This window comes from Streptomyces sp. NPDC039480, assembly GCF_055597165.1.
In genome coordinates, this window is record NZ_JBVITX010000013.1 from 254178 (window position 1) to 261195 (window position 7018).

Below are 7018 nucleotides of genomic sequence, written 5' to 3' on the forward strand. Positions count from 1 at the left end.
GGATCATCTCGGTGGGGGGTGCCGGGTCGGCCCGGCTCAGAGCGCGGGCACCGGCTGCTTCTCGCTGGTGCTGCCGCCCGGCCCCTCGGGCAGGTCGTCCGGCAGGGGCTCGCTGACGCCGAGCTGGGTGGCGTCAGGGCCGCGGAGCGCGAACCGAGTGATCAGGGTCCAGTTCGTCACGGCCAGCGCGACGAAGATGGCGATGAACAGGACGCAGGACAGGAGCAGCGAGGTCTTCCCGACGTGGGACAGCGCGTCCTCGACGGTCAGTTCGCCGTAGATGATCCAGGGCTGGCGGCCGACCTCGCGGACGATCCAGCCGCCCACGGAGGCGATGAACGGGAAGGGGATCGTCGCGACCAGGATCCAGGAGGCCCAGCGCCAGCGCATCAGCCGGTTCTTCCAGAGAAGGATGAGGGCGATGAAGGTGATGGTGGAGACGGTGTTGCCGATGATCGTCATGACGTCCATCGAGATCCGCATCGTGTCCTGCCAGGGCACGTAGTTGCCGGGCCCGTGCTCCTTGACGAGCTCGGCCTGCAGCTCGGCGACGCCGTGGTTCTCCAGGACCGCGTCCTTCATGGGCTGGGTGCGCTCGATGATGGGGCGCTGCATCTCGCCGACGACGACCACGAAGAAGGAGGCGACGGTCGACACCCAGAGACCGAGCTTCAGGGAGGGCCGGAAGAGCTCGGTCTCCTTGGTGCCGCGCAGGTAGTGCCAGGCGCTGACGCCGGCGACGAAGCAGCCGCCCGTGGTGAGGGCGCCCAGCGAGAGGTGGAAGAGGGCCATCAGAGCGCTGGAGTTGGTGAGCAGCGCCCCGAAGTCGGTCAGGTACGCGACGCCGTCACGGACCTCGTAGCCGACCGGGTGCTGCATGAAGCCGTTGGCGATCAGGATCCAGTATCCGGAGGCGTACGCGGTCAGGGCGACCAGCCAGATGAGCGTGACGTGCACGCCTCTGCGCAGCCGGCCCCAGCCGAAGATCCACATGCCGAGGAAGGTGGACTCGGCGAAGAAGGCGATGAGGGTCTCGAGGGCCAGCGGGGCGCCGAAGACGTTGCCCGCGAACTTGCTCAGGCCGCTCCAGCTGAGCCCGAACTGGAACTCCATGACGAGGCCGGTGACGATGCCGACCGCGTAGTTGATGACGTAGAGCTGGCCCCAGAAGCGGGTCATACGCTCCCGGACTGCTCTCTTGGCGGGATCACGGGTGAACGCGGCCCGGGTGTGCATGATCGCCACGATGGGGACGAGTCCCATGGTGAGGATCACGAACAGCCAGTGGATGCCGGTCGTGGCCGCGAACTGGAGTCGGGCCAGATCCGCAGCGCTCATGATGCGACCTTCCTGGGGGACGGTGGCCGGTTGGGACGGCGGTGGGGGGTTGGGTGCGGGCGGTGGGTCTGTGAGTGTGTGCGGTGGTGCGGACGGTGGACGGGGTCGCCGCTTCGCGTGCAGCTGCCGGGCGCCGTTGCCCGCCACCTGTGCGGTGACCTCGTCGAGAACGGTAGAGAGAATTCCTTATGCATTCCAAGACTTGTTTTGCCATGTGATGATGTCCGCGAAGGCATAAGTGAAGGTGGATCATGGATCTTCTGCAGTTGCGCTACTTCCAGGCCGTCGCCCGTTTCGAGCACATCAGCCGGGCCGCGGAGGAGCTGCGCGTCGCCCAGCCCTCCCTCAGCCGCACCATCGCGCGCCTGGAGGCCGACCTCGGCACCCCGCTGTTCGACCGGCAGGGCCGCCGCATCCGTCTCAACCAGTACGGCGTGGTGTTCCTGGGCCACGTGGACCGCGCCCTGAGCGAGCTCGACGACGCCCGCCGGGCCCTGAGCGACGCGCGCGACACGGCGTTCGGCCGGGTCAGCGTCGCCTCCGAGACCCTTCTGACGATCACCCATCTCCTCGGCAGCTTCCGCGCCGCCTACCCCCGCGCCGACGTCAGGCTCTACCAGTCGAACGCGGAGGAGATGGACCGTCAGCTGCGCGCCAGGGAGGTCGACTTCTGTGTTGCCTCACAGCCCCTGACCGGCGCGAACCTCGACTCGATCGAGCTCGCCCGCGAGGAGGTGCTGCTCGCCGTCCCGCGCGGCCACTGGCTCGACGGGCAGGAGAGCGTGACGGTCCGTGAGATCGCCGCCGAGCCGTTCGTCACCACCCGCCCCGGGCAGTGGCAACGCACGCTCCTTGACCGGCTGTTCGCCTCCGAAGGGCTCACGCCGCGGCTGTCCTGCGAGGGCGACGAGCCGGGCGCGAGCCAGGACATGATCAGTGCGGGGCTCGGCATCGGCCTGATTCCGGCGATCTCCCGACAGGCCGGCACCGACTCCCAAGTCCCGGTCGCCTGGGTGCACTTGAACGCGCCCGACTGCCACCGGATCCTCACCCTGGTGTGGAACCGCGACACCTACCTCTCCGACGCCGCCACGAAGTTCCGGGAGTTCACCACCAGCAGGCCCTTCATGACCCACCGCCTGCCGGACCCCCGGCGCGGCCGCGGCCACCGCTCCTGACGCGTCCACCGCACCCCGGGTTCCCAACGGGTCCTGGCTTGGCCGAAATTTGTTTGGTACTCTCCAACGCGCTGCCATAACCGTGGTCCAGGACAGTCGCGTGTCCGAACGGCCAGCGGGTGATGGCGAGTCGGCACGGGTGTCGCGTCCCCTGCCGACCGCTGGCCGCACCCTCTCCACCTTCCGTCATTCACTTGCCAGGCATCCGTGTCACGGCGCACCCACGCGCGCTTCCGGATGCCATCGAGGAGCTCCGTCATGCCCAAAATCACGTATGTCGCCGTCGATGGAAACCAGACCACGATCGACGTCCCGGCCGGCACGAGCGTCATGCGCGGCGCCGTCTTCAACGACATCGACGGCATCGTCGCCCAGTGCGGCGGCAACATGCAGTGCGCCACCTGCCACGTCTACGTGGACGAGACCACCCTCGACAAGCTGGAGCCGCCGAAGGAGCGCGAGGACGAGATGCTCGACTTCACGGCGTGCCCCCGCAAGCCCAACAGCCGGCTGAGCTGCCAGCTCAAGTCGAGCGACGCCCTGGACGGCCTCATCGTCCACACCCCCGAACGGCAGAACTGATGACGGAGCACACCCGGCCCGACTCGGTCGTCGTGGTCGGCGCCGGCCAGGGCGGCTACCAGACCGCGGCCTCCCTGCGGGAGCACGGCTACACGGGGAGCATCACGCTCATCAGCGCCGAGGACGCGCTCCCCTACGAGCGTCCGCCGCTGTCCAAGGCGTACCTCAAGGGTGAGGCGGACGAGGCGGAGCTGTGGCTGCGGCCCGCGACGTACTACGTACGCCAGTCCATCGACCTCGTCGCGGGCACCGTGACGGAGATCGACCCGGCCGCCCGCACGGTACGCCTCACCGACGGCTCCACGTACGGCTACGGCCATCTCGTCCTCGCCACCGGCGCCACGCCCCGCACGCTTCCCGTGCCGGGTGCGGAGCTGCGCGGCGTGCACACCCTGCGCACCGCGCGGGACGCCGCCGCGCTGCAGTCGTCGCTGGCGGGGGCGCGGCGCGCGGTGGTGGTGGGGGCCGGGTTCATCGGCCTCGAATTCGCCGCCGTGGCGCGGGAGTCGGGCGTCGAGGTGACCGTCGTGGAGGCGCTGGACCGGCCGCTCGCGCGGGTCGCGTCGGCGCCGACCGCGGAACACTTCACGCGGCTGCACCGCGGCAGGGGCACGGAGCTGCTGTTCGGCCAGGGCGTCACGGCTCTGCACGGCGACGGCCGCTCGGGGGTCACGGCGGTGGAGCTCGCCGACGGCCGCCGGCTCCCCGCCGACCTGGTCCTGGTCGGTGTCGGTGTCACCCCGCGCACGGAGCTGGCCGCGGCGGCCGGTCTCCCCGTGGACGGCGGCATCACCGTCGACTCCCGGCTGCTGACCGGTGATCCGCACATCTCGGCCATCGGCGACTGTGCGGCGTTCCCGCAGGTGCGCTCCGGCAACCGGCTGCGGCTCGAATCGGTGCAGAACGCCGTGGGGCACGCCCAGTCGGTCGCCCAGCGGCTGACCGGGTCGCCTCGCGCGTACGACGAATTGCCGTGGTTCTGGAGCGACCAGTTCGCCACCACCGTGCAGATCGCGGGGTTCAACGAAGGGCACGACTCCGAGGTCGTGCTCGGTGACGACCCCGACGCCTTCTCGGTGCTGCTCTTCCGCGGGCAGGATCTGCAGGCGGTCGAGTCCGTCAACCGGCCCGCCGACCACCTCGCGGCCCGCCGCCTCCTGACGCAGGGCACCACCCTGACGCCCGAGGAGGCGTCGGCGCCGGGATTCAGCCTCAGGGAGCATCTCCGGAGCCTCGCCAGGCGCGGGACGGAGGCGCCGGTGCCGCTCTGACACCGGCGGATATAGCGCGGGGATTCGCCGCGAGTGATTTATAAAAAAGGCGCACTGAGTTTATCTCAGTGCGCCTTCTTTATGGTTGAATGTTGTTACATCGCGTTCACTGATAAAACATCGAAACGCTGTTGATTTGCTTCGTTGAATCAGGCAGGATCGCTCGAGGCCAACGGGGGGCTTTCGGCGCCTGCGCATTTCGTTCCAGCAGATGCACGCGCTCGGCATTCCGTTGCCGAAGACTCCGTTACCGGGAGATCAAGCGCACGGGAAATACCCGCCCGAGTATCACTTCACCGCTGGATCGGAGTACGTCATGGAAGACGTCATACGGGAGATTCGTATCCGCGGGGCACTTCAGCAACCCGACTGGAGCGACCTTTCTCAGCTGAACCGGGTGGGCGAGGCCCTGGCCGCCCGCCCGCCGCTCGTCCAGGGCGACGACCTGGCCACCCTGCGCACCCTGCTGGGCAAGGTCGCCCGCGGCGAGGCGATGGTCCTGCAGTCCGGCGACTGCGCCGAGGACCCCCAGGAGTGCACCCCCCGCCATGTGGCCCGCAAGGCCGCCCTGCTCGACCTGCTGGCCGGCCGGCTCGGCCTCATCACCGGCCGCCCGGTGCTGCGCGTGGGACGCATCGCGGGCCAGTTCGCCAAGCCCCGCTCCAAGCCCACCGAGATCGTCGACGGCCTCGAACTGCCCGTCTTCCGCGGCCACATGGTCAACGGCCCCGAGCCCGACGCCGAGAGCCGCCGCCCCGATCCGCTCAGGATCATCACGGGATATATGGCGGCCGGGGACATCCTGGAGAATCTGGGCTGGCGCGAGCGGGCGGCGGGCCGCGAGACGGTGGGCCCGCCGGTGTGGACCAGCCATGAGGCGCTGCTGCTGGACTACGAGATGCCCATGCTGCGCACCGACGACAAGGGCCGCCTCTTCCTGGGGTCCACGCACTGGCCGTGGATCGGGGAGCGCACCCGCCAGGTCGAGGGCGCCCATGTCGCCCTGCTCGCCGAGGTGAGCAACCCGGTGGCCTGCAAGGTCGGGCCCGCCATGGAGGTGGACGAGCTGCTGGCGCTGTGCGAGAAGCTGGACCCCTGGCGCGACCCGGGCCGGCTCACGCTGATCGCCCGGATGGGCGCGGACAAGGTCACCGAGCGCCTGCCCCGCCTGGTGGAAGCGGTCCGCGAGGCCGGCCACCCCGCGATCTGGCTGAGCGACCCGGTGCACGGCAACACCGTCACCGCGCCCGGCGGTTACAAGACCCGCATGGTCGACACCGTCGCCCGCGAGATCACCGGCTTCGTCCAGGCAGTGCAGAACGCGGGCGGCATCGCCGGCGGCCTGCACCTGGAGACCACCCCCGACGACGTCACCGAGTGCGCCAGCACCGAGGCCGACCTGGAGCGGGTGGGCGAGCGCTACACCTCGTGCTGCGACCCCCGCCTCAACCCCACCCAGGCCCTGCACGCCGTCAACGCCTGGCCTGCCTGACCCGCCTGACGGTTCCGGCCTGTCCGACCCAGGCCGTAAGGCCCGTCAGGCCCCGTGGCCGGGGCTTTCCGCGCCATTCCAGCTGGAATCAGGGTCAACCAAAGAAGGACCGCGCATCGTGGTCGTCGTCCCGGCACGGCACGGCCGCCCCCCAATGACAGTGGAGAGCAGATGCACAACTACGTAGTTGTCGACGCGTTCGCCCGAGAGCCCCTCACCGGTAATCCGGTGGCTGTGTTCTTCGACGCCGACGACCTGACGGCCGAGCAGATGCAGCGCATCGCACGGGAGATGAACCTTTCCGAGACCACGTTCGTACTGGCCCCCAAGCAGGGCGGCGACGTCCACGTACGGATCTTCACACCCGTCAACGAACTCCCCTTCGCCGGACACCCGTTGCTGGGTACGGCCATCGCCCTGGGCCGGCGCACCGACGCTGACCGGCTGCGGATCGAGACCGCGATGGGCGTGATCCCCTTCGAGCTGCAGCGCGCCGGCGGGCAGGTCGTCTCGACGAGCATGCGCCAGCCGGTGCCCGTCTGGGAGCCCTTCGACCGCGCCGACGAGCTCCTGGAGGCGCTGGGCGTCCGCGAGTCGACGCTGCCGGTCGAGATCTACCGCAACGGCCCGCGGCACGTCCTGGTCGGCTTCGAGAGCTTCGAGGCCCTGTCGAAGGTGGACCCCGACCACCGCGCCCTCGCGAGCTTCCCCGACATGGCGACCAACTGCATCGCCGGGTCCGGGACCACTTGGCGCAACCGCATGTTCTCGCCCGCGTACGGAGTCGTGGAGGACGCCGCCACCGGCTCGGTGGCCGGCCCCATCGCGATCCACATCGCCCGGCACGGCCTCGGCTCGTACGGGCAGCTCATCGAGATCACCCAGGGCATCGAGATCGGCCGCCCCTCCCCCATGAGGGCGCTGGCCCAGGGCGAGGGCGACCGGGTCGACTCGGTCGAGGTCTCGGGCCACGGCGTCGTCACGATCGAAGGAACGATTCATGTCTGAGCCGTCCCAGAAGACCAACGGCACCGCCACCACCGCGCCGGCCAACGGCCGGGTTCCCTCGCGGCGTTCGGAGACGTTGACGGGCACCGTGGAGGTGGACTTCCCCCAGTTCCGCACCCCGCCCGCCGAGCCGATGGGACTGCTCACCG

At 69.7% G+C, this 7018-nt stretch carries 6 protein-coding genes; 5 read left to right on the plus strand and 1 reads right to left on the minus strand.

What is annotated here, in order from left to right:
* Positions 1–36 precede the first annotated feature (36 nt).
* Entirely contained in the window at positions 37–1338 is a 1302-nt protein-coding gene (locus tag ACZ56E_RS34235) for a cytochrome ubiquinol oxidase subunit I (RefSeq protein ID WP_471220258.1), read from the minus strand.
* 251 nt (positions 1339–1589) lie between these two features.
* Here ACZ56E_RS34235 and ACZ56E_RS34240 point away from each other — a divergent pair, with 251 nt between their 5' ends.
* The 5 genes from ACZ56E_RS34240 (at position 1590) to ACZ56E_RS34260 (ending at position 6869) form a co-directional block, all read left to right on the plus strand.
* The gene (locus ACZ56E_RS34240; protein ID WP_471220260.1) at positions 1590–2516 is read left to right on the plus strand and encodes a LysR family transcriptional regulator; all 927 of its coding nucleotides are present in this window, start codon (positions 1590–1592) and stop codon (positions 2514–2516) included.
* A gap of 258 nt (positions 2517–2774) precedes the next feature.
* Positions 2775–3098 carry a 2Fe-2S iron-sulfur cluster-binding protein gene (locus ACZ56E_RS34245; protein WP_268774414.1) on the plus strand — a complete coding sequence of 108 codons (324 nt, stop codon included), beginning with the start codon at positions 2775–2777 and terminating at the stop codon, positions 3096–3098.
* On the plus strand, positions 3098–4369 hold the full coding sequence (locus ACZ56E_RS34250; protein WP_471220263.1) for an NAD(P)/FAD-dependent oxidoreductase: 1272 nt from the start codon (positions 3098–3100) through the stop codon (positions 4367–4369). Before ACZ56E_RS34245 ends, ACZ56E_RS34250 begins: the two co-directional genes overlap by 1 nt.
* A gap of 316 nt (positions 4370–4685) precedes the next feature.
* Positions 4686–5861 (plus strand): 3-deoxy-7-phosphoheptulonate synthase, encoded by a 1176-nt coding sequence (locus ACZ56E_RS34255; RefSeq protein ID WP_471220265.1) that lies wholly within the window; start codon positions 4686–4688, stop codon positions 5859–5861.
* Between the two features lie 171 nt (positions 5862–6032).
* A complete protein-coding gene (locus tag ACZ56E_RS34260; protein WP_471220267.1) occupies positions 6033–6869 on the plus strand; it encodes a PhzF family phenazine biosynthesis protein in 837 nt (278 codons plus the stop codon).
* Positions 6870–7018 lie beyond the last annotated feature (149 nt).

Bases quoted from the DNA above. Each gene is read 5' to 3' on its own strand.
- ACZ56E_RS34235 (WP_471220258.1), bottom strand. From the start codon at position 1,338: ATGAGCGCTGCGGATCTGGCCCGACTCCAGTTCGCGGCCACGACCGGC.
- ACZ56E_RS34250 (WP_471220263.1), top strand. From the start codon at position 3,098: ATGACGGAGCACACCCGGCCCGACTCGGTCGTCGTGGTCGGCGCCGGC.
- ACZ56E_RS34245 (WP_268774414.1), top strand. From the start codon at position 2,775: ATGCCCAAAATCACGTATGTCGCCGTCGATGGAAACCAGACCACGATC.
- ACZ56E_RS34260 (WP_471220267.1), top strand. From the start codon at position 6,033: ATGCACAACTACGTAGTTGTCGACGCGTTCGCCCGAGAGCCCCTCACC.
- ACZ56E_RS34255 (WP_471220265.1), top strand. From the start codon at position 4,686: ATGGAAGACGTCATACGGGAGATTCGTATCCGCGGGGCACTTCAGCAA.
- ACZ56E_RS34240 (WP_471220260.1), top strand. From the start codon at position 1,590: ATGGATCTTCTGCAGTTGCGCTACTTCCAGGCCGTCGCCCGTTTCGAG.